The organism is Actinomycetospora sp., from assembly GCF_036497585.1.
GTDB lineage: Bacteria > Actinomycetota > Actinomycetes > Mycobacteriales > Pseudonocardiaceae > Actinomycetospora.
Map to the genome: position 1 here is coordinate 1 of NZ_DASXJD010000226.1, position 19,037 is coordinate 19,037.

Here is a 19,037-nt window from a genome sequence, read left to right on the forward strand (position 1 = left end):
AGCAGGCTGACCACGGTGTGACGCAGGTCGTGGAGTCGGACGTCGGGCAGGCCGGCCGTGACCCGCAGCCCCTCGAAGTGCCGGTTGAGGGTCCGCGGCTCCATCGGGGTACCGATGGTCAAGCCCAGGCGCGCGGCCCTCGGCTGGCGCCGGGGCAGCGGCCGGGTCGGACGCGACCGGCTTCCGCCGGTCGCTCCTGTCTCCGACCCGCTGCGGCGGGCCGGCCACGCCTCCCACGGCCGCCACCGACGAAGCAGAGGGAACGGGCGCAGGCGTGTAAGAGCGCCACGGATCAGGCAGGGCATGCCGCGACGACCGCGCCGACCTGGACGAGGACGGGCGGGACGCGTTGCCCGAGTTGAGGGAGTGGGACACGGCGGGCCTCTCGGAGAGGCCGTCTCGCGGGTGCGTGTGACCGGATGCGGACGCGTGCCATCGCCACAGGACCCGTCGGGGTCTGCGGTGGGCGCGTCAAAAGGGGCCGTCGTCTCGCGGCCCTGGTGGTCAGAGCAGCGAGACGGCCGCGAACGGGATCAGCGAATGGAAGGACAGCCTTCGGCGACCAGGCGCTCCGCCCTGGACCAGGGCACCGGCCTCAGGAGAGGGGCCCCGGGTGGCAGGCCGGTCGGGAGTGCGGTGGTGGTCGGGGCGGGGACTCGCCCTCGGCGGCGCTTCCGGGGTCTGACAGCCCGCTCGCACCGCCGCAAGGGCCACGGTCAGCAGGAACGCCGCCGGTGAGGTTCGTAGGGTGGCCCTTGCGGCGGTGCGGTCGACCTGTCCGTAGCGACCCCGCGCCGCCGAGGGAGAGACCCCGAGGCCAAGCCTTTGGGCATGATGCAGCACGGCCACTAGAGTGAAGTTCACTTGTAGGACCGCAGAGGTCGAGGGAAGAAGCGAGCAATGATGATCGTTGCCGGGCACCTGACCGTCGCGGCTGATCGACGTGAGGCCTACCTCGCGGGATGCGTCACCGTCGTCGAGCAGGCGCGCGACGCTCTTGGATGCCTCGACTTCTCGATCACGGCCGACCTGCTTGATCCCACCCGCATCAACATCCTCGAGCGGTGGGAGTCCCAAGCAGACGTCGAGGCCTTCCGAGGTGCCGGCCCGAGCGGTGACCAGGCGGCGGAGGTGCTGTCGGCGTCCGTCGCCGAGTACGACGTCGCGGACGTCCGCTCCCTGACTGGCTGATCGACAGGGCCAGGAGCACTGCACCAGCACTGCATCAGCCGGGCTCCGTTCAGCACCGTCCGCAAGAGTCCGTCGAGGATAAAAGCCCTGGTCAGCGGCTACCGCCCGATCCGTTGAGACGGCCCAAGGACACCTTGTAAGCGAGGGGTTCGCGGTCTGAAGAGGCCGACGCTTGACAGCGGGAGCAGCCTCGACTTCGTGGACGCGAACCTGGGGGGCGCGACCCGCCTGATCCCCTACGCTGGCGACGTCATCCGTGTGCTCGGCGAGAGCGAGGGCTTGGCGTTCTGCGAGCTCACCGTCCCACCGAACTTCGCTGGACCGCCGCCCCACATTCACCACGGGTTCGACGAGGCGATCTACGTCCTCGAGGGTGCGCTGACGATGATCAGTGGCCGGTCGGAGCCTGAACCGGTGCCTGTCGGCGGTCTCATCCTCGCGCCGAAGGGCGAGCGACACACGTTCGCCAACCCGAACGACAAGCCTGCTCGGGTCGTCGGGGTGTGGAGCCCCGCGAGCGCGCTCAGCTTCATGGAGGAGATCGGTGCCGCCCTGCCCGCTTCCGGCCCGCCCGATCCGGCCCAGCTCGCCGAGATCTATCGGCGCCACAACAGCGAGATCATTCTCTGATCCGCGCCCGATGTACTTCAGCAGTACTTCAGCAACCGGCTGAGATTCAAGGATGTCCGCCCGCGTCCACCGGTGACGTTTCCCCTGCTCAAACGACTGATCGTGACGGGTTAGCAACTGTTCCGGGCACCTGAAAAGCGATAGGTCGGCGTTTCGACCCCGCCCCTGGCCACCCCGCGTCGGCGGAGCCGTCGTTGACGTGTAGGTCGGTCCGGCGGACTCTCCTGCCGTGCCGCGCTACGAGCTCACGACCGACGACGAGCTGACCCGGTCGCAGAAGGACCAGCTCGCTCACGAGATCACCGATGTGCACGTCGCCGTCACCGGAGCGCCACGGTCGATCGTCCACGTGATCTTCTGGACCACCGGCTCAGGCAACGCGTACGTCGGCGGGCAGCAGCGGCCGGGCACCTACCTCCAGGGCTCCGTTCGAGCCGGCCGCGACGCGGACACCATCAGCACGCTGCTGCACGACCTGGCCGCAGCCGTGGAACGGGCGACGGGAGCGGCGGCCGACGAGGTGACCGTGGCCCTGCGCGAGACGCCGACCCACCTCGTCCTCGAAGGCGGGAGGACCGTCGGCGAACCCGGAGCCGAGAACCCGGCCTTCACGGGACGGGCGTCGGGGCCGTGAAGGTGTCCACGCGTGGATGAGAGAGACGGGCTCCTCGTGGATCGCGGGATGGATGTCGGCGGGCGTCGGACGCGACGTCGTCGGGAGGGCAGAAACGGTCAGACAGTACAGACGAGCGGCAAGCGCGTCGACCGGAATGAACGGTGCACGAGAGACACAGCGCGTTCGCGAAGAACTGCAACGAAGAGTGCGAATTCGAGCACGCAGCGGAGCGGAAGCGGCAATGCGCCAACGGTTCGTGCCGTGGCGGCGACCCACCGTGATGATCATCCGAAGCGGTTCCACGATTAGCCTGTTCAGGCCTTCCCGCTCCCGCTCTCCGGTGCTCCACTGTCGAGGATCACCCGTGCCGAGCTGGGAGAACTCGTGAGCAACAAAGTCATCGTCAACCTGGCGACGGGACTCGAGGATTCCGAGCGCGTCACCGTCGCTTTCCTCGTCGGCGTCAGTGCCGCCGAGCGCGGGCAGCCGGTCCGGATGTTCTTGACCAAGGAAGCGGTACGGCTGGCCCTCAAGGACGGCGTCGTCGGTGTCGCCTGCGACGGCTGTCCGCCGCTGCCCGACCTCGCGCAGCGCTTCGCCAGCGCCGGAGGTCTGCTCCAGGTCTGTCCCGTGTGCTTCAACGCCCGGAAGCTCGACCAGGCCGACCTGGTGGAGAACTCCGAGGTGGCCGGTGCAGTGCCCCTGTTCGAGTGGCTCGACGACGAGGCCGGCACCGTGTTCAGCTACTGAGCGGGCCTCGTCGGGGGACTCCCCGAGCAGCCTGATTGGCACGCTTCCCATGCTGACGGCGGGGGCGCTTGGAATTCGGGGGAAATCGTGACCGACAATGTGACCGACGGCATGCCGGAGAAGCCGATCAGGTTTCTCGACTCGCTCGTGGCCGTGCGGGCGGACAGTACCCAGACCGCAGGGCAGCTGGGCATCACGGAGTTCTGGGCTGCGCAGGGCCACGGGTCGCCCCTGATGATCCACAACAGGGACGACGAGGGCTACTTCGTCATCGACGGCGAGCTCCAGTTCTGGGTCGGCGACGAACCACCGTTCCGACGTGGCGCGGGAGGATTCGCGTGGATGCCGCGGGGCGTGCAGCACGCCTACGCCGTCTCGTCGCCCTCGGCTCGCTTCCTGTGCATCACGACGCCGGCCGGGCTCGAGGGGTTCTTCCGCCAGGTCGGTACCCCGGCCGCTGACACCACGCTTCCGTCGGGCCGGTCGGTCGACGAGGAGGAAGGTCAGCGAGCGATGTCCGCCGTCAGCGACTGGGGCGTCACCGTCGTGGGGATGCCCCCGGACCTGTGAGCGGACGGCCGGTGTCGACCCGGACCCCGTCCCGCACGTCTCGTGGAGATCTGGTCTTCGTGAGCCTGCCGCATCGAATCTTGCGCGTGTCGCTCCCGAAGTCGTGATCACGACAGGCAGCGGCGGGATGCGGCGCCCCGGACCACACCCCGACGTCAGGACCCTCAGCGGTACGTCACTGTCGTGGTGTTCTTCGCCTGGGCCCAGACGGTCGAGCCCTTGACGAAGTCGTTGCGCTTCCCGCCGCTCACCGCGTACTCGTCGGTGGTCGGGTAGCCCAGTGACGAGCGCTCCGCCCCCAGCGAGGTCCACTTCGTGCGGATGGCGTTGAAGATCGTGTGGGCCCCGGTCGCGGTGGACCAGTAGATCGACCCGTTGCCGACGAACGTGGCGTACCGGCCGGCGCCGTCTGCGGTCGCGGTGACGTCGCGGGTCGGGTAGCCGAGGACGCTCTTCGTCTCGCCCAGGGCCAGCCACTTGTCGCGCAGCGGGCGGAGCAGGCCGTAGACCGCGTTGGTCGACGGGTTTCAGTAGAGCGCGCCGCCCCCGGTGGCCGAGAAGTTCGTCGCCGTCCCTTGCCGTCGGCGGTGACGAGCTCGTCGGAGGTGGGGAACTTCAAGGTCCCGCCCGGGCCGCCGAGCGCCTGGTATCGGGTGAGGATCGCGCCGCGGACTGCGTGCGCGCCCGTCGCCGACGACCAGTAGATCGAGCCGCCCGCGTAGTCCTGCGTCTTCCCGCCGGCGACGTCGGTCACCGCCGTCCTCGGCGCCCCGAGGTACGACGGGGCCCCGCCGAGCTGCTGGTAGTACGCCGTCACCGGGTCGGTGGCCGTGAGATACGTAGGCATCCCCGCGAACTCCTCGTCGATCCACGCGTTCTCGCTGGCCAACGGCCGGCGCAGCCTGTCCGGCTCCTAGGTGCCGAAGGCAGGTGAGCACTTTCTGGGGCTATGACCCCGGAAAGTGCTCACGTGCGCGAAGCGCACCTACACGAGCCCCAGGCCGTGGAACGGCCCGCCGGCCGTCACGGAGAGGTCGCCGGGAGCGCCGTGACCGCGGGCGTAGCCGAGCATCTTCGCGAGGTCGCCGATCGAGTTCGTGCCGGGCGCCGGGGTGAAGTTCAGCGTCGAGAGCACGCCGAGCGCGCGCCCGTCGGCGGAGAGGAAGGCGCTGCCCGAGTCGCCGGGGATGCCGGGGCTGACGGTCGCGACGGTGTGGCTCCAGCCGTGGCCCTGGTCGCCGAGGCTGGTGCCGACCTTGGGGCTCAGCACCGGCACCCCGCCGCGCAGCTCGGAGTTGCCGTAGCTCACGACGCGCTCGCCCGGCGTCGTGCCGTCGGTGTCGATACCCACCGGGCCGCCGAAGAACGGGACCGAGGAGGTCACCGCCGGGACGTCCGAGGGGTCGATCTCGACGAGCGCGAGGTCGTTGAAGGCGCAGGCGTCGGCGTCCTTCTCGTGCGCCCCCTGCATCGCCAGCCACGAGTTGTAGGCCAGCTTGCCGGGCCTCGACGCCCCGGTGATCTCCACCGGCGTCCCGAGCGGCAGGGACTTCGACGTGCAGCCGTCGGTCTCGTTCGCCGAGCCGGTGCCCGAGCAGTGGGCGGCCTGGCCGAGGTAGGTCTTGCCGCCGCCGCTGTAGACGAAGTTCGCGGTGCACTGGGCCCCGGCGGTGCGCATCTGGACCCCGGGGTGCAGCCCACCGCCGGTGGCCGCGCCGAGGTCGGGCCCGGCGGCCGGCGCGGGAGCGGGCACCGCGACGCGCGGCACCGGGGTGGGGACCGGGGACTGATCCGCCCAGGCGGTGCCGAGTGTGGCGGCGGTCAGCGCCGCGGCCCCGACGAATACCGCCGCGAGCCAGCGCCCACGTCGTGCCTGCTGAGCCCCGCGCATGGACACCCCGATCTGTCGAACCGACTTCGAGGTGTCAAACGCCCCTGATCGACGCCGGTGACGCACGAACCGCGACCCGGCCCACACGAAGGGTGAGAGCCCGGCGTCTCACCGGGTCTGCAGCGCCGCCCAGGTGGTCGCCGCGGCCACCCCGCCGTCGGCGGCGAGGGTCTGGCCGTTGATCCACCGGCTCTCGTTGGACATGAGGAACGCGACCACCGAGGCGATCTCGTCGGCCTCGGCGTCCCGCCCGGCGGCCGTGCGCTGGCGGGCGAGGCGGCGGGGATCCGACGCGCGTTCGACGTCGGGCAGCTGCGGGGTGCGCACCGGCCCGGGCGCGACGGCGTTCATCCGGACGCCGTCCGGCCAGGTCAACGTCGAGGACGCCGTCGTGTACGCGAGGACGGCCTCCTTGGAGATGTCGTAGACGGGCCGGTCGGGACGGCACTCCCGGCACCAGCGCAGCCCCTCCTCGAAGGAGGTCGTCGCGAGCAGCGGCCGGAGCTCGGCGAGGTGGGCCACCCAGTGCCGGCCCTCGGAGGACGACACGTTGACCACCGAGCCGCCGCGCTGGATGCGGGGCAGGAGCCGCTCGGTGAGGTGGCGCATGCCGAGGAAGTTCACGGCGAGCACCTGGTCGGCGGGGGACGTGCCGGGCAGGCCGGCGACGTTGGCGAGGGCGTCCACCCGCTCGTCGAGCCGCTCCACCGCCGCGTCGACCGAAGGCGGATCGGTGAGGTCGCACTGCACGTGGGCGAACTCGCGGTCCGGCGGATCCCGGCGGTCGAGCCCGACCACGGTCACCCCGTGGCGCGCCAGGAACTGCGCGAGCGCGCGTCCCACTCCCGAGGAGGCTCCGGTGACGACGAAGACGGTGCTCATGGCACCGGTCAGAGTAGACGGCGGTATGTCCGTCACGGCCAGGTGATGCTGCGCAGGTCCCCTGCTCCTCGCGGGTGACGCCCACCCTCACGCGTCGTCCGGACGGCCCAGACATCGGAGGGTCCCGAACGCCCCCGTCGGACGCCGTGACACGGCACCATGGTCAGCGTGCAGCTCTTCGTCGTCGATGCGTTCACCGCCGTGCCCTTCACCGGCAACCCGGCCGCGGTCTGTCTGCTCGACAGCGACCGGGACCGGGCCGTCGACGCGGCGTGGATGCAGGACCTCGCGGCCGAGATGAACCACTCCGAGACCGCCTTCGTCGACCTCTCCACCCTGGAACGGACGGGGGAGATCGGCCTGCGCTGGTTCACCCCGACCGTCGAGGTCGACATCTGCGGGCACGCGACGCTGGCCTCGGCGCACGTGCTGCTCGAGGAGGGCCTGACGAGCGCGCCGCTCGCGTTCCGCACCGCCTCGGGGGTGCTGCGCGCCGACCGGGCCGGCCGCGACGCCATCGCGCTGGACTTCCCCATCGACGTCCCGGTGGCGGGGTTGCCCGACGGCTACTTCGCCGACGAGTTCGCCGACGCGCTGGGCGCGTCGGTGATCGCGGTGGCGCGCTGCCGCCACGACGTGCTCGTCGAGGTCTCGGCGGCGGCGGAGGTCCGCGAGCTCGAGCCCGACCTCGCCGTGCTGCGCGCTGCGACCGGACGGGGCGTCATCGTCACGGCGGCCGCCGACGACGGGATCGACGACGCCGACTTCGTCTCCCGCTTCTTCGCCCCCGCCGTCGGGATCGACGAGGACCCGGTCACCGGCTCGGCGCACTGCTGCCTCGCGCCCTACTGGTCCGAGAAGCTCGGCAAGCCCTCGCTGGTCGGGGCGCAGCTCTCGCGCCGCGGCGGGACGGTCGGCGTCGAGGTGGCGGGCGACCGGGTGCTGCTGCGCGGCAACGCGGTGACGATCAGCCGGGGCGAGCTCGCGGTCTGACCCCGCGTCAGCCGCGCAGCGTCGCGATGACCTGCTCGGCGAAGCGCAGGACCGGCTCGGTCGAGGTCGGGTTCCCGAAGTCCATGACGAAGTGGTCCGCGCCGGCGGCGAACCGGGCGGCCAGTTCCTCGACCAGGCGCGCGGAGTCCGCGTCGCTCTCGGGCAGCGCCCGCTCCAGCGTCACCGACACCTCGATGTCCGCCGGGTCGCGGCCGGCGTCCTCGGCGGCGCGGTGGACGATGTCGAGCCGACGGGCCCAGTCCCGCTCGTCGCCGTCGCCCGGGGCGTTCCACGCGTCGGCGAGCCGCCCGACGAGCGGCAGCCCGACCTTCTCCCCGGCCGCGCCGATGCAGATCCGCGGCGGCGGGTCGGGCAGCGGCGGCGCGGCGGCGCCGTCGATCCGGTAGTAGCGGCCCTCGAACGACGGCGAGTCCTGCGTCCACATCCGCCGGCAGATCGTCACGGCCTCCTCGAGCTGCGCGAACCGCACCGAGGGCCTCGGGAAGTCGTAGCCGTAGGCGGCGTACTCCTCGGCCCGCCAGCCGGCGCCGATCCCGAGGACGAAGCGGCCGCCGCACAGGTGCTGCAGCGTCGCCGCCATCTTCGCGAGCAGCGGCGGGTACCGGTACCCGACGCCGAGCACGTGGTGGCAGAGTTCGACGCGCTCGTGCCGGGCCGCGAGCCAGGTCAGCGTCGTCCACGCCTCCACGAACGGGTCCGTGAGGGTGTCCATCCCGTAGAAGTGATCGGCGAGCCACAGCGAGTCGAAGTGGGGCAGCGCCGTCGGCAGGATCGCGGTGTCCTGGTCGACCACGATCGGCCGGTGGTCGCTCCAGCGGTTGCCGATCGCCGGGGAGAGCCAGCCGAACCGGGGCGTCCTCGTCACCTCGGCATCCTAGGAGCGGGGTGCGCTCCCCCGCTCGTGAGTACCGCGGCCCGCGACGGCGAGTGGACTCCCACGGCTGCCGTCGCAACCCTCGAGGCCCACTCGACCGGCACCGTGGCCGGTCACCGCCTCCGAGTGGACCTTCGTGGCTGATCCGGCAGCCCTCGGGGGCCACTCGGCGAAGCCGCCCTACAGGTCTCCGCCCTCGTCGAGCAGCCGGTCGATCTCGCGGCGCAGCAGGCCCAGGCGCGCCTCCCGGACGAGCGGGATGTCCCGCCGCCGTCGGCGCACGTCGGCGAGGTCGATCTCGAACGTGAGCGCCTCCTCGGCCTCCGCGCCCTCCCCGCACTCGCCGACCACCTCGCCCCAGGGGTCGACGATGTGCGAGCCGCCCCAGAACGTGAGGCCGCCCTCCACTCCCACGCGGTTCACGAACACCACGAACAGCTGGTAGATGCGCCCGTAGAACGTCGTGATGTTGCGCCAGTACTCGCGGGAGTCGTAGCGCTCGGGCGACATCGACTGCGCCGAGTTCGCCGGGACGAGCAGCAGGTGCGCGCCGTCCTGGGTCGAGAGGAAGGCCACCTGCGGCTGCCAGGCGTCGTTGCAGATCAGCGTGGCCGCGCGGTGCCGACCGCCGCGCACCCCGTAGGCCCGGGAGTGCTGGCCGGGGAGGAAGTGCTTGCGCTCCTCGAAGGTGGCGTAGGTCGGCAGGTAGAGCTTGCGGTGGACGTGGACGAGGTGCCCGTCCTCGTAGTAGCCGGCGCTGTTGTAGGTGTGCAGGCCGTGGGTGCCCGCCTCCGGGTAGCCGAGGAGGATCCCGGCGCCGCCCGCGCGCTGCGAGAGCCGCAGCAGGCGGCGGTCGTCCGGGGAGACCGACAGGTCGTGGGTGACGTCGCCGATCTGGTACCCCGACAGCGCGAGCTCGGGGAAGACCACGAGGTCGGACTCGGCCTCGACGGCCTCCCCGATCACCCGCTCGGCGCGCTTGAGGTTGCCGTCGAGGTCGCCGAGGGTGGCGTCGGTCTGGGCCAGGGTGATCCGCACGATGGCTCCTCGGTCGCGGTCGGACGGCAGACGCGAGCGGAGCCGGGGGCAAGGCGCCTCCGGCCCCTCACCGCGGTCGGCGCGCCCGGCGCGCGAGCACGACCGCACCGACGACGAGGCCGCCGAGGCCGGCGGCCCCCACGGTGCCGATCAGCGCGACCGCGCGCGCCCCGGAGTGTGCATCCCCGCCTCCCGCCAGGTCGACCCGGCCCGGTCCGCCGCCCTCCGCGCCGCCCGCCGCGGCATCGGCCGGCCCCGACAGGGCGGCGACCGGGTCGACGATCCCGGCCCCGACGGCGTCGTCGCGGGACCCTCCCGCGCGCTCGGCGGTGGCGACGATCCGCGCCGTCACCTGCCGCGCCGACCAGGTCGGGAAGCGCGCGCGGACCAGCGCGGCGACCCCCGCGACGTAGGGCGACGCGAAGCTCGAGCCCTCGATCGGGGAGCCCGCGGGGTCGCCGGTGCCACCGGCGGGCTGGACGCGGTCGACGAGCCCGGCCCCGGTGGGTGAGAGGGACACCACGTCGGTCCCGGGGGCGGCCACCGACACCCACGCGCCACGCACGGTGCGCGGCGAGGGACGGCCGTCCTGCCCGACGTAGCCGACCGAGAGCACGTCGTCGCCGAACCAGGCGGGTGCCACGATCTGATCCTTCTCGGCTTGCCCCTCCGTTGCCCCCGACGGGTCGTCCTGGACGCACGCCCCCGAGCCGGCGTTGCCCGCCGCGGCGACCACGACGACGTCGCGGTCCACCGCCTCCCGCACCGCGGCCCGCAGCGGTGCGAGCACCCGCGGGGCCACCGCGACCGGCAGGCAGGCGGCCTCGGAGATGTTGACCACCGTCGCGCCGAGGTCCACCGCGTGCCGCACGGCCCGCGCGAGCGTGGTGACGTCCCCTGCACCGGGGCCGACGCGGCCGGCCACCGTCACCGTCGCGCTGCTCTGGCGGATCGCGAGGACCCGCGCCTCCGGGGCCACCCCGACGAACCCCGCGGGTCCCGACGACGGGTCCGGTGCGGCGGCGACGATGCCCGCGACGAGCGTGCCGTGCCCGTCGCAGTCGGCGGTCCCGGTGCCACCCGGCCCGACGAAGTCCCCGCCGTCGACGAGCCGCCCCGCCAGCCGCGGGTGGGGCGCCACCCCGGTGTCGATCACCGCGACGGTCTGGCCGGCCCCGCGGCCCCAGCGCCAGGCGTCGGCGATCCGCAGCCGGTCCTGCCCCCAGGGCCGGTGGGTCACCCCGGACCCGTCACTGCCGAGCGGGGACACGCACGCGACCCGCTGCGTCGCCCCCGGCAGGGGCGAGGGCGTCGGGTCGAGCCCGGCGAGCAGCCCTGCATCCGGCGGGGGCGGACCGGGGACGGCCGCCGCGGCCGCACCCGGCGCGAGCAGGGCGACGAGCGCGAGGGCCGCCGCACAGAACGCTCCCCCCGTCCCGGTCACGCGGCGAGCGTAGGACGCGGGGATCGTCCGGCGTGGCCGTTCCGCGCGACCCGTGGCCGCGAGCGTGACCGCGAGGTGGCGCGGCCGCCTAGGCTGGAGCCGTGCCCCGACCGGTCATCCTCACGGTGGACGACGACCCGGGGGTCTCCCGGGCCGTCGCGCGCGACCTCCGACGCGAGTACGGCGAACACCACCGCATCGTCCGTGCGGACTCCGGCGAGGCGGCCCTCGAGGCCCTGCGGGAGATCGCGCTGCGCGGCGAGCAGGTCGCCGTGATGCTCGCCGATCAGCGCATGCCGCGGATGAGCGGCGTCGAGTTCCTCGAGCAGGCGATGGACATCTTCCCGCGGGCCCGCCGCGTGCTGCTCACCGCGTACGCCGACACCGAGGCCGCGATCACCGCGATCAACGTCGTCGACCTCGACCACTACCTGCTCAAGCCCTGGGACCCGCCGGAGGAGAAGCTCTACCCTGTCGTCGACCAGTTGCTCGAGACCTGGCGGCGCACCCCGGACCGGCCCGCCACCGAGACCCGCATCATCGGCCACCGGTGGTCTGCGCGCTCCTACGAGCTGCGTGACCTGCTCGCCCGCAACCAGGTGCCCTTCCGCTTCCACCTCGCCGACGACCCGGAGGGGCACCGGCTGCTCGAGGCCGCGGACCTCGACGGCGCGCGCCTGCCCGTCGTCGTCACGGGCGAGGGCAAGGCCCTGATCGACCCGACCGACGCCGAGGTGGCCGAGGAGGCCGGGCTCGCCACCCACGCGATCGATGCGCTGTACGACCTCGCGGTCGTCGGAGGCGGCCCCGGCGGGCTCGGCGCCGCGGTCTACGGCGGGTCGGAGGGCCTGCGCACCGTCCTCGTCGAGTCGGTGGCCACCGGCGGGCAGGCGGGCACCTCGAGCCGGATCGAGAACTACCTGGGCTTCCCCGACGGCGTCTCGGGTGCGCAGCTGACCGACCGCGCGCGACGGCAGGCGGTGAAGTTCGGAGTGGAGATCCTCACGACGCGGACCGTCACCGGCCTCGCCGCCCGCGGCGGGGTCCGCCTCCTCACCTTCGACGACGGCAGCGAGATCGCCGCGCACGCCGTCGTGCTCGCCACCGGCGTCTCCTACCGCACCCTCGACGCCCCGGGCCTGACCGAGCTCGCCGGCCTCGGCGTCTACTACGGCGCCGCGACCACCGAGGCGCCGTCGTGCGAGGGCGAGACGGTCTACGTCGTCGGCGGCGCGAACTCCGCCGGCCAGGCCGCGATGAACTTCTCCCGGTACGCCGAGCGCGTCGTGATGCTCGTGCGCGGGCCGTCGCTGCAGGCCTCGATGTCGCAGTACCTCATCGAGCAGATCGAGGCCGTCGACGGCATCGAGGTCCGCACCTGCACCGAGGTGGTCGGCGCGGCCGGCGACGAGCACCTCGAGAAGCTGACGCTGCGGGACGGGAACAGCGGCGACGAGCACGTCCTCGACGCGCAGTGGCTCTTCGTGTTCATCGGCGCCGAGCCCCGGACCGACTGGCTCGACGGTGTCGTGGCCCGCGACGGCCGCGGGTTCGTCCTCTCGGGCCCGGACCTGCCGCTCGCGCCGGATTCGCGGGGCCCGTCGGGATGGGAACAGGACCGGGATCCGTTCCACCTGGAGACCTCCGTGCCCGGGGTGTTCGCCGTCGGCGACGTCCGGGGCGGGTCGGTGAAGCGCGTGGCCTCCGCCGTCGGCGAGGGCGCGATGGCGGTGAGCCTGGTGCACCGCTGGTTGGAGAACAGGTAGATGACCACCACCGAACGACCGGAACTGGACCCCGCGGCACTGCGGGAGCTCTTCCTCTTCGAGTCCCTCGACGACGACCAGCTCGCCTGGATCGCTGAGCACGCCGACGTCGTAGACGCCCCGGCGGGCGAGGACGTCTGCCGCGAGGGCGACCCGGCCCGCTGCTTCTGGGTCCTCTGCCGCGGGGAGATCGCGCTCATCCGGCTCTCCCGCGGCGACGAGGTCGAGATCAGCCGGTCCACCACTCCCGGGACCTACGGCGGGTCGACCGAGGCGTTCGTCCCCGGCGTCGAGCAGACCTACAAGCACACCCTGCGCGCCTGCTCCGACACGACGCTGCTCGCGCTGCCCGCCGCGGACTGGGCGGAGAAGCTGCGCGAGTGGTTCCCGCTCGCGATGCACCTGGTGGCGGGGCTGTTCATCGGGATGCAGCGCTCGTCGACGGCGATCGGGGAGCGGGAGCGCCTGCTCGCGCTCGGCTCGCTCTCGGCCGGCCTGACCCACGAGCTCAACAACCCGGCGGCGGCCGCCATCCGCGCCACCGAGTCGCTGCGCGACCGGGTGGCCGGCATGCGCCACAAGCTGGCGATGCTCGCCTCGGGGAAGCTCGACGGCGCCGTCGTCGCGCAGCTGGTCGACCTGCAGGAGGAGGCGGTGCTGGGGGTCGCCACCGCGCCCGAGCTCACCGCCATGCAGACCTCCGACGCCGAGGACGAGATCGGCGACTGGCTCGCCGACCGCGAGGTCGACGGCGCCTGGGACCTCGCCGCGGTGCTGGTCGCGGGCGGCCTCGACGCCGAGTGGCTCGGCAAGGTCGAGCGGACGGTGCCCGACGGCACGCTCGGGGCGGCCGTGCGCTGGATCGCCTACGCCGTCGAGACCGAGACCCTCATGGGCGAGATCACGGACGCCACGGCGCGGATCGGCACGCTGGTCAACGCCGCCCGGCAGTACTCGCAGCTCGACCGGGCGCCGTACCAGGCCTCGGACCTGCGGGTGCTGCTCAAGTCGACGCTCACGATGCTCTCGCGCAAGCTCGAGGGGATCGAGCTGGTCAAGGACTTCGACCCCGACCTGCCGCAGGTGCCGTGCTACCCGGCCGAGCTCAACCAGGTCTGGACCAACATCGTCGACAACGCGGTCGCGGCGATGGGTGGCTCCGGGACGCTGACGGTGCGGACCCGGCGGGAGTCGGACACGGCGATCGTCGAGATCTCCGACACCGGCCCCGGCATCCCCGACGACGTCCGGCCCCGGATCTTCGAGCCGTTCTTCACGACGAAGGACGTCGGCCAGGGCACCGGCCTGGGCCTGGACATCTCGTGGCGCATCGTCGTCAGCAAGCACCACGGGGACATCCGCGTGCACACCTCGTCGGCGGGGACGACCTTCGAGATCCGCCTGCCGATCAGCTGAGCTGTCGCGTAACCGCCACGTCACATTTGGTTACATGAGCTAAACAAACGGGGTAGCCAGGTCCTGTCGACGACGACAGGAGGCACGGCCCATGTGTGGCATCGCAGGAACGGTCGACTTCACCGGGAACTTCGACGACGACCCGGCCGCGCGCGAGGTCGCGCGGGCCATGACCGAGACGATGGCCTGCCGCGGGCCGGACGACGAAGGTCTCTGGACGACGGGGCACGCCGCGCTCGGCCACCGCCGGCTCGCGATCATCGACGTGCCCGGCGGGCACCAGCCGATGGTGCTCGACGACCCGCTGACCGGCGAGACGCGCCTGGCGATCGTCTACTCCGGCGAGGTCTACAACTTCACCGAGCTGCGCGAGGAGCTCCGGGGCGAGGGCCACCGCTTCCGCACCGGCTCCGACACCGAGGTCATCCTCCACGGCTGGCTGCAGTGGGGCGAGGACGTCGTGACGCGCCTCAACGGCATGTTCGCGTTCGCGCTGTGGGACGTCCGCGCCGACGAGCTGTTCCTCGTCCGCGACCGCATGGGCATCAAGCCGCTCTACTACTACCCGACGCCGGACGGGGTGCTGTTCGGCTCCGAACCGAAGGCGATCCTCGCCCACCCGCGCGCCGAGGCCGTCGTCGACCTCGACGGACTGCGGGAGCTGCTCTCGCACGTCAAGACGCCCGGCCACGGCGGCTACCGCGGCATGCACGAGGTCCGCCCGGGCTCGCTGGTCCGCGTCCGGCGCGAGGGCCTCACGGTCCGGCGCTACTGGCAGCTCGAGGCGCTCGAGCACACCGACGACCGCGACACCACGGTCGCCCACGTCCGCGAGCTGCTCGACGACATCGTCTCCCGCCAGCTGATCTCCGACGTGCCGCTGTGCTCGCTGCTCTCCGGCGGGCTCGACTCCTCGGCCATCACCGCGCTGGCCGCCCAGCAGCTGCGCGACGCCGGCGGCGGGCCGGTCCGGTCGTTCTCGGTCGACTTCGTCGGCTACGAGGACTCCTTCGCCGCCGACCCGATGCGTGACACCCCCGACGGCCCGTACGTGCGGGAGCTCGCCGAGTACGTCGCTGCCGACCACGAGGCGATCACGCTCTCCAACGACGACCTCACGGACCCGAAGGCCCGCGCCGCGGTGCTGCGGGCGCGTGACCTGCCGCTCTCGCTCGGCGACATGGACACCTCGCTGTACCTGCTGTTCAAGGCGATCCGGGGCCGGTCGACCGTGGCGCTGTCCGGGGAGTCAGCCGACGAGGTGTTCGGCGGCTACCGCTGGTTCCACGACGAGGCCGCCGTCATGGCCGACACCTTCCCGTGGATGGCGGCGCAGTCGAGCCCCCTGGACCTCGAGCGCAGCTTCTTCGACCCCGACCTGCTCAAGGCGCTGGACCTGAAGGAGTACGTCGCGCAGTCCTACCGCGACGCGCTCGCCGAGGTGCCCCACGTCGACGGCGTCTCGGCGCAGGAGCGCCGGATGCGCGAGATCTGCTACCTGCACCTCACCCGCTTCGTCCAGATCCTGCTCGACCGCAAGGACCGCATGTCGATGGCGAGCGGCCTCGAGGTCCGGGTGCCGTTCTGCGACCACCGGCTCGTGCAGTACGTGTTCAACACCCCGTGGTCGCTCAAGACCTTCGACGGCCGGGAGAAGTCGCTGCTGCGCGCCGCGACCAAGGACGTCCTGCCCGCCTCGATCGTCGGGCGCGTGAAGAGCCCGTACCCCTCCACGCAGGACCCGGGCTACGAGAAGGCGGTCCGCGGCGACCTGGCCGACCTCGTCGCCGACCGCGACGCCCCGGTCCGCCGGCTGATCGACCCGGAGAAGATCCGGGAGGCGGTGGACGCGCCGACGGAGTCGGGGACGAGCCTCGAGGTCGACCGGTCGCAGATGGAGAACGTGCTGCAGCTCAACGCCTGGATGGAGCGCTACTCGCCGACCGTCGAGACCAGCTGAGGGCGCCCCCCGGTCGCCGTGGGGCAGCACGGCGACCGGGAGGCGCGGGAACCCCGTGCGGCCGGGCGCGGTCGGTCGCACGGGGTGTCGTGAGGCGCGTCGTCGCGCCACGGAGGTCGGCCGGCCTCTCGGGGCGTCGTGTGTGTAACGCCCCGGGAGCCGACGACGATGCGGGCGATCCGCGCCCTCTCGATCGCTTCGCACGACAGCCTCTCGCGGTTCGCCCGGTCGGGTCGCTGACACGATGGGGGCACAATCCGTGGGGTGAGTGCAGAAGCACCGGTGCAGGAGACGGCCGTGACCCCCTCGGGCGGGGCCGGGCTCATGGGGCTCGGCGACGACGAGGGCAAGCGCCAACGCCTGCGGCGGATGAAGGTCGTGGCGACGGCGTTCCTCGTCGGGGCGGCCGTCGTGTGGATCGTCTTCCTGGCCTGGGAGCGCCACGGCGGCCCGGCCTTCACCGGCTACGTCCGGGCGGCCGCCGAGGCGGGGATGGTCGGCGCGTTCGCCGACTGGTTCGCCGTCACCGCCCTCTTCCGCCACCCCCTCGGGCTGAAGATCCCCCACACCGCGATCATCCCGCGCAAGAAGGACCAGCTCGGGGAGAGCCTGTCCGACTTCGTCGGCGAGAACTTCCTCTCGGTGCCCGTGGTCAGCGAGAGGCTGCGCTCGGCCCGGATCGCGCACCGCACCGGGGCGTGGCTCTCGCGGCGGGAGAACGCCGAGCGGGTCACGGGCGAGGCCGCGACCGTCGTGCGCGGCGCCGTCGCGGTGCTCCGGGACGACGAGGTCCAGGCGGTCATCGAGCAGACCGTGACGCGTCGCGTCGTCGCGCAGCCGTGGGGGCCGCCGATGGGGCGCCTGCTCGAGGGGATCCTCGAGGACGGCTCCCACCGCCGCATGGTCGACCTGATCTGTGACCGCGCCTACGACTGGGTGCGAGTCAACCACGACACCGTGATGTCCCTGGTCAGCAAGCAGGCGCCGAGCTGGTCGCCGCGCTTCGTCGACGGCCTGATCGGCGACCGGCTCTACGCCGAGGCGCTCTCCTTCGCCTGGGCGGTCAAGTCCGACCAGGACCACCCGCTGCGCAAGGCGATCGACCGGTTCCTCACCAGCTTCGCCGGCGACCTGCAGTTCGAGCAGGAGACCATCGAGCGCGTCGAGTCGATCAAGATGCAGCTCCTCGCGCACCCCGACGTGCAGGGCCTGGTCAGCAAGGCCTGGGCGACGGCCAAGGCGATGATCCTCGACGCCGCCGAGGACCCGTCGAGCGAGCTGCGCCGCCGCGTGACCGACGGCGTGAGCCGCTTCGGCGAGCGGATGGTGCTCGACGAGGGCCTGCGCGACAAGGTCGACAGCTGGATCGTCGACGCCGCCTCGTACGTGGTCACCCGCTACGCGCCGGAGATCACCGGGCTGATCTCCGACACCGTGAAGCGGTGGGACGGGCCCGAGACCTCCCGCAAGATCGAGCTCCAGGTCGGGCGCGACCTGCAGTTCATCCGGATCAACGGCACGGTCGTCGGCGCCCTGGCGGGGCTGATCATCTACACCGTGGGGGTGTTCGCCGTCGGCTGATCGGGCTTGCGATGGGTGAACGGCCCTATCGGCGTGCTCCCCTCGACCTGACGTCTGACGCCAGGAACGTGCCGTTGCTTCCGTCCCGGCCGGCCGGTTCTAGAGCGCGGCGCCGATGACGAGGCCGAGCGCCGCCGCACCGAGCCCGGCGAAGGTCTGGACCACGACGTCGAGCACGGCGTGGGTCCGCTCGCCTGCCTCGGCCAGGCGCACCGTCTCGTACCCGAGCGTCGACCACGTCGAGAGTCCGCCGCAGAAGCCGGTCCCGACGGCGGCCGTCACCACCGACCCCGACGAGGCCCCGACGACGACGCCCAGGACCAGCGAGGCCACCAGGTTCACCGTGACCGTCCCCCAGGGGAACGAGGTCCCGTGCGCGGACTGCACCGTGCGGTCGGTGAGGTAGCGCAGCGGGGCGCCGACGGCGGCGCCGAGGACCACCCAGAGCGCGGTCACCCCCGGACCCCCCGCGTCGTCGCGCGGGCCAGGGCGAGGCCGAGCGCCGCGGCGCCGACCGACCCGAGCGCCGTCGCCGCCAGGTAGCCGAGCGCGGTGCCGAGGTGTCCACCGGCCAGCAGCTGCTGGCTGTCCACCGCGAACGTCGAGAACGTGGTGAACCCGCCGAGGACGCCGACGCCGAGGAACGGGCGCACCAGCGGGTGGGCCTCGCGGACCTCGGCGACGTGGACGACGAGCACGCCCATGAGCAGGCACCCGACGACGTTGATGAGCAGGGTCGCCGTCGGGAACCCGCCGTGCGGGGTGGGCCAGGCGAGCCCGATGCCCCAGCGGGCGAGGGCACCGAGCGCGCCGCCCACGGCGACCGCCGCGACGGCGGCGCCCTGGCCGCGCAGGACGGGCGTGCCGGGTTCGCGGCCGGCGATGACGTCGTCGGCGATCTCCGGATCGTGCTCGTGGCTCACGGCGGCTCCCTGGGCGCGGTCGGGCACCGACCCCGTCACCTGGGCCGGTTCGTCGAGCTCCAGGGACCGTTGGCGCCCGGTCGGCGCGGTTGTCGGCGGGCCCCACCGCCATCTCCGAGAACGCTAGCGCGCGCGTCGTCGCAGCGCACAGAGGTGATCTCCGCGAATGTGCGACACGCCACGCCACCTGCGCAATCAGGGCGCTTGCATCAGCTAGCACTCGTGTTAGCGTGGGTGTCAGCCGGCATCGGAGGCCGATGGTCCGGCACAGACCGGCACCGCCTCCGGTGCGACCGGGCGGGCGGCCACGAGGGCCGCCGACGCCCGACGTCACACGTCTCCGTCCGATCCAGGAGTGATCATCATGGCCGTCACGTTCCCCACCAAGTTCGACGTCCGCGAGGCCCGCGACCAGGCGAGCAAGGCCGTCGCCGACGCGGTCGACCCGCTGCGCGCGCCGTCGCTGGCGCTGCTGGGCCTCGGCGACTACG

The 19,037-nt window shown here is 72.6% G+C and carries 18 protein-coding genes and 1 pseudogene; 10 read left to right on the forward strand and 9 right to left on the reverse strand.

Annotated features, from left to right (window positions below; all coding sequences use genetic code 11):
- Positions 1–900: 900 nt before the first annotated feature.
- From VGH76_RS23835 to VGH76_RS23855, 5 genes are all read left to right on the forward strand, one after another.
- Positions 901–1,191, forward strand: a complete 291-nt coding sequence (locus VGH76_RS23835) for an antibiotic biosynthesis monooxygenase family protein (RefSeq protein ID WP_331559237.1) — start codon at positions 901–903, stop codon at positions 1,189–1,191.
- Positions 1,192–1,389: 198 nt separating this feature from the next.
- Entirely contained in the window at positions 1,390–1,821 is a 432-nt protein-coding gene (locus VGH76_RS23840; RefSeq protein WP_331559238.1) for a cupin domain-containing protein, read from the forward strand.
- Positions 1,822–2,050: 229 nt separating this feature from the next.
- Complete coding sequence (locus tag VGH76_RS23845) at positions 2,051–2,455, forward strand: tautomerase family protein (protein ID WP_331559239.1); 405 nt, start codon at positions 2,051–2,053, stop codon at positions 2,453–2,455.
- 366 nt (positions 2,456–2,821) lie between these two features.
- Positions 2,822–3,187 carry a DsrE family protein gene (locus tag VGH76_RS23850; RefSeq protein WP_331559240.1) on the forward strand — a complete coding sequence of 122 codons (366 nt, stop codon included), beginning with the start codon at positions 2,822–2,824 and terminating at the stop codon, positions 3,185–3,187.
- An 87-nt stretch (positions 3,188–3,274) separates the two neighbouring features.
- A complete protein-coding gene (locus VGH76_RS23855) occupies positions 3,275–3,757 on the forward strand; it encodes a cupin domain-containing protein (protein ID WP_331559241.1) in 483 nt (160 codons plus the stop codon).
- A 164-nt stretch (positions 3,758–3,921) separates the two neighbouring features.
- On the opposite strand, the gene VGH76_RS28070 is transcribed toward VGH76_RS23855, so the two are convergent.
- The 4 genes and pseudogenes from VGH76_RS28070 to VGH76_RS23865 form a co-directional block, all read right to left on the reverse strand.
- Positions 3,922–4,257: an LGFP repeat-containing protein gene (locus tag VGH76_RS28070; RefSeq protein WP_414637800.1), complete on the reverse strand. Its 336-nt coding sequence runs from the start codon at positions 4,255–4,257 to the stop codon at positions 3,922–3,924.
- Between the two features lie 134 nt (positions 4,258–4,391).
- A pseudogene (locus VGH76_RS28075) lies at positions 4,392–4,604 on the reverse strand (hypothetical protein); the annotation flags it as partial.
- Between the two features lie 138 nt (positions 4,605–4,742).
- On the reverse strand, positions 4,743–5,648 hold the full coding sequence (locus VGH76_RS23860) for a serine protease (protein WP_331559242.1): 906 nt from the start codon (positions 5,646–5,648) through the stop codon (positions 4,743–4,745).
- Between the two features lie 108 nt (positions 5,649–5,756).
- Positions 5,757–6,530, reverse strand: coding sequence for a coniferyl-alcohol dehydrogenase (locus VGH76_RS23865; protein ID WP_331559243.1), 774 nt, complete (start codon positions 6,528–6,530; stop codon positions 5,757–5,759).
- A gap of 159 nt (positions 6,531–6,689) precedes the next feature.
- Between VGH76_RS23865 and VGH76_RS23870 the strand changes: the two genes are divergently transcribed.
- The gene (locus VGH76_RS23870; protein WP_331559244.1) at positions 6,690–7,523 is read left to right on the forward strand and encodes a PhzF family phenazine biosynthesis protein; all 834 of its coding nucleotides are present in this window, start codon (positions 6,690–6,692) and stop codon (positions 7,521–7,523) included.
- A gap of 7 nt (positions 7,524–7,530) precedes the next feature.
- On the opposite strand, the gene VGH76_RS23875 is transcribed toward VGH76_RS23870, so the two are convergent.
- The 3 genes from VGH76_RS23875 to mycP form a co-directional block, all read right to left on the reverse strand.
- Entirely contained in the window at positions 7,531–8,409 is an 879-nt protein-coding gene (locus VGH76_RS23875; RefSeq protein ID WP_331559245.1) for an LLM class flavin-dependent oxidoreductase, read from the reverse strand.
- Positions 8,410–8,598: 189 nt separating this feature from the next.
- Positions 8,599–9,456 (reverse strand): nitrilase-related carbon-nitrogen hydrolase, encoded by an 858-nt coding sequence (locus VGH76_RS23880; protein WP_331559246.1) that lies wholly within the window; start codon positions 9,454–9,456, stop codon positions 8,599–8,601.
- Positions 9,457–9,523: 67 nt separating this feature from the next.
- On the reverse strand, positions 9,524–10,900 hold the full coding sequence (gene mycP / locus VGH76_RS23885; protein WP_331559247.1) for a type VII secretion-associated serine protease mycosin: 1,377 nt from the start codon (positions 10,898–10,900) through the stop codon (positions 9,524–9,526).
- Between the two features lie 101 nt (positions 10,901–11,001).
- Here mycP and VGH76_RS23890 point away from each other — a divergent pair, with 101 nt between their 5' ends.
- From VGH76_RS23890 to VGH76_RS23905, 4 genes are all read left to right on the forward strand, one after another.
- Positions 11,002–12,666: an FAD-dependent oxidoreductase gene (locus tag VGH76_RS23890; protein ID WP_331559248.1), complete on the forward strand. Its 1,665-nt coding sequence runs from the start codon at positions 11,002–11,004 to the stop codon at positions 12,664–12,666.
- On the forward strand, positions 12,667–14,082 hold the full coding sequence (locus tag VGH76_RS23895) for an ATP-binding protein (RefSeq protein WP_331559249.1): 1,416 nt from the start codon (positions 12,667–12,669) through the stop codon (positions 14,080–14,082).
- A 91-nt stretch (positions 14,083–14,173) separates the two neighbouring features.
- Entirely contained in the window at positions 14,174–16,042 is a 1,869-nt protein-coding gene (asnB, locus tag VGH76_RS23900; protein ID WP_331559250.1) for an asparagine synthase (glutamine-hydrolyzing), read from the forward strand.
- A 324-nt stretch (positions 16,043–16,366) separates the two neighbouring features.
- Entirely contained in the window at positions 16,367–17,623 is a 1,257-nt protein-coding gene (locus tag VGH76_RS23905; protein ID WP_331559252.1) for a DUF445 domain-containing protein, read from the forward strand.
- Positions 17,624–17,722: 99 nt separating this feature from the next.
- On the opposite strand, the gene VGH76_RS23910 is transcribed toward VGH76_RS23905, so the two are convergent.
- Positions 17,723–18,079 (reverse strand): CrcB family protein, encoded by a 357-nt coding sequence (locus VGH76_RS23910; protein WP_331559251.1) that lies wholly within the window; start codon positions 18,077–18,079, stop codon positions 17,723–17,725.
- Complete coding sequence (crcB, locus tag VGH76_RS23915; RefSeq protein WP_414637799.1) at positions 18,076–18,546, reverse strand: fluoride efflux transporter CrcB; 471 nt, start codon at positions 18,544–18,546, stop codon at positions 18,076–18,078. Before crcB ends, VGH76_RS23910 begins: the two co-directional genes overlap by 4 nt.
- Positions 18,547–19,037: the final 491 nt, after the last annotated feature.

What these genes read in the sequence shown, in the direction of transcription:
- VGH76_RS23835 (WP_331559237.1), top strand. Translation starts at nt 901, where the DNA reads ATGATGATCGTTGCCGGGCACCTGACCGTCGCGGCTGATCGACGTGAG.
- VGH76_RS23865 (WP_331559243.1), bottom strand. Translation starts at nt 6,530, where the DNA reads ATGAGCACCGTCTTCGTCGTCACCGGAGCCTCCTCGGGAGTGGGACGC.
- VGH76_RS23870 (WP_331559244.1), top strand. Translation starts at nt 6,690, where the DNA reads ATGGTCAGCGTGCAGCTCTTCGTCGTCGATGCGTTCACCGCCGTGCCC.
- VGH76_RS23860 (WP_331559242.1), bottom strand. Translation starts at nt 5,648, where the DNA reads ATGCGCGGGGCTCAGCAGGCACGACGTGGGCGCTGGCTCGCGGCGGTA.
- asnB (WP_331559250.1), top strand. Translation starts at nt 14,174, where the DNA reads ATGTGTGGCATCGCAGGAACGGTCGACTTCACCGGGAACTTCGACGAC.
- VGH76_RS23895 (WP_331559249.1), top strand. Translation starts at nt 12,667, where the DNA reads ATGACCACCACCGAACGACCGGAACTGGACCCCGCGGCACTGCGGGAG.
- VGH76_RS23905 (WP_331559252.1), top strand. Translation starts at nt 16,367, where the DNA reads ATGGGGCTCGGCGACGACGAGGGCAAGCGCCAACGCCTGCGGCGGATG.